This is a genomic window from Anaerococcus urinomassiliensis (assembly GCF_900128425.1).
Taxonomy (GTDB): Bacteria; Bacillota; Clostridia; order Tissierellales; family Peptoniphilaceae; genus Anaerococcus; species Anaerococcus urinomassiliensis.
In genome coordinates, this window is sequence record NZ_LT635779.1 from 1 (window position 1) to 1312 (window position 1312).

At 30.4% G+C, this 1312-nt stretch carries 1 protein-coding gene; it reads right to left on the reverse strand.

Annotated features, from left to right (window positions below):
- Positions 1 to 47: 47 nt before the first annotated feature.
- Positions 48 to 1217 (reverse strand): IS256 family transposase, encoded by a 1170-nt coding sequence (locus BQ7474_RS00050; RefSeq protein ID WP_073997053.1) that lies wholly within the window; start codon positions 1215 to 1217, stop codon positions 48 to 50.
- Positions 1218 to 1312: the final 95 nt, after the last annotated feature.

The following is a 1312-nucleotide window of genomic DNA, read 5'->3' on the forward strand; positions in this document are numbered from 1 at the left end:
TTAGTCAAGTCCATAATATTGTGTAAAATTTACTAGCACAATAATTACTATTTCATTTTAATATACAATTTAGAAGATGTTATCCAATCCTCATTGATATCAATGAGGATTGCGCCTATTAATCGTATAGCTGATTCTTCATTTGGGAATATTCTAACTACTTTTTCTCGTCTTCTAACTTCTTCGTTTAATCTTTCTAAGCAATTTGTTGATCTAAGTCTACTATGAATTACATCATTAGCTAGGTATGCAAAGGTATCTTCAAATCCTTCATCTAAGGCGTTTAATGAGTTTTCAAATTTCTTTTCGTTTTCGTATTTTAAGAAGATCTCATCCTTCATTTTTCTTGCTATGTTTATATCCTGGATTTTAAATAGTGTTTTTATATCAGTTCTAAAGTCTTCAGTGTTTTTCTTTGGTGCTTTTGATAGGATATTTCTTAAGAAATGTACCTGACATCTTTGCCATATTACATTTACGAATGTTTCTTTTATTGCTTTTACTAGGCCTTTATGGGCGTCTGATATGACCATTTTAAGGCCGCATAGCCCTCTAGATTTTAAATATTCAAAGAAGTTTGACCAAGAGTATTCACTTTCGCTAGAGCTTAAGTCTAAGCCTATTATTTCTCTATTTCCTTTTTCATTTATTCCTATTGCAATATGACAGGCCTTTGATACTACTCGATTGTTTTCTCTTACTTTTATGTATACTACATCTACAATTACATAAGGATATTTAATCGAACTTAGGTCACTATTTCTCCATAGTTTTACTTCTTCGTCTAACTCTTTAGTTAGGGATGATACAAAGGATTTAGAATATGTTTTACCACACATGTTTTCTATTACCTTGGATACTTTCCTTGTTGATACTCCTTGAATATACATTTCTAGCATGGTTGCAAGTAGGGCTTTTTCATTTCTTTGATATCTTTCGAATAGTTCTGTCGAGAATTTACCATCTCTTGTTCTAGGTACTTTTAAAGTTAATGTTCCTATTTTTGTTGTATAGTCACGTTCGTAGTATCCATTGCGATAAGTAGTTCTGCTAGGATCTCTTTGATAGGCTGTATTTTCTAAATATTCGTCTCTTTCTTTTTCCATAAGTTCATTAAAAACTTTTGTTAAGATAGATTTAGCAATTTTATTATCTACAGATTCATTAATTAAATTTTGTATTTCTTCTTGATTAATTGTAAAGTGTAATTGGGTCATTTGTTCCTCCTAGTTGGTTTTTGTCGTTGAAAACATTGTACTAGTTTAGGTTTCAAATGACCTTTTCTTTTTACACAATTATACGGACTCTATCT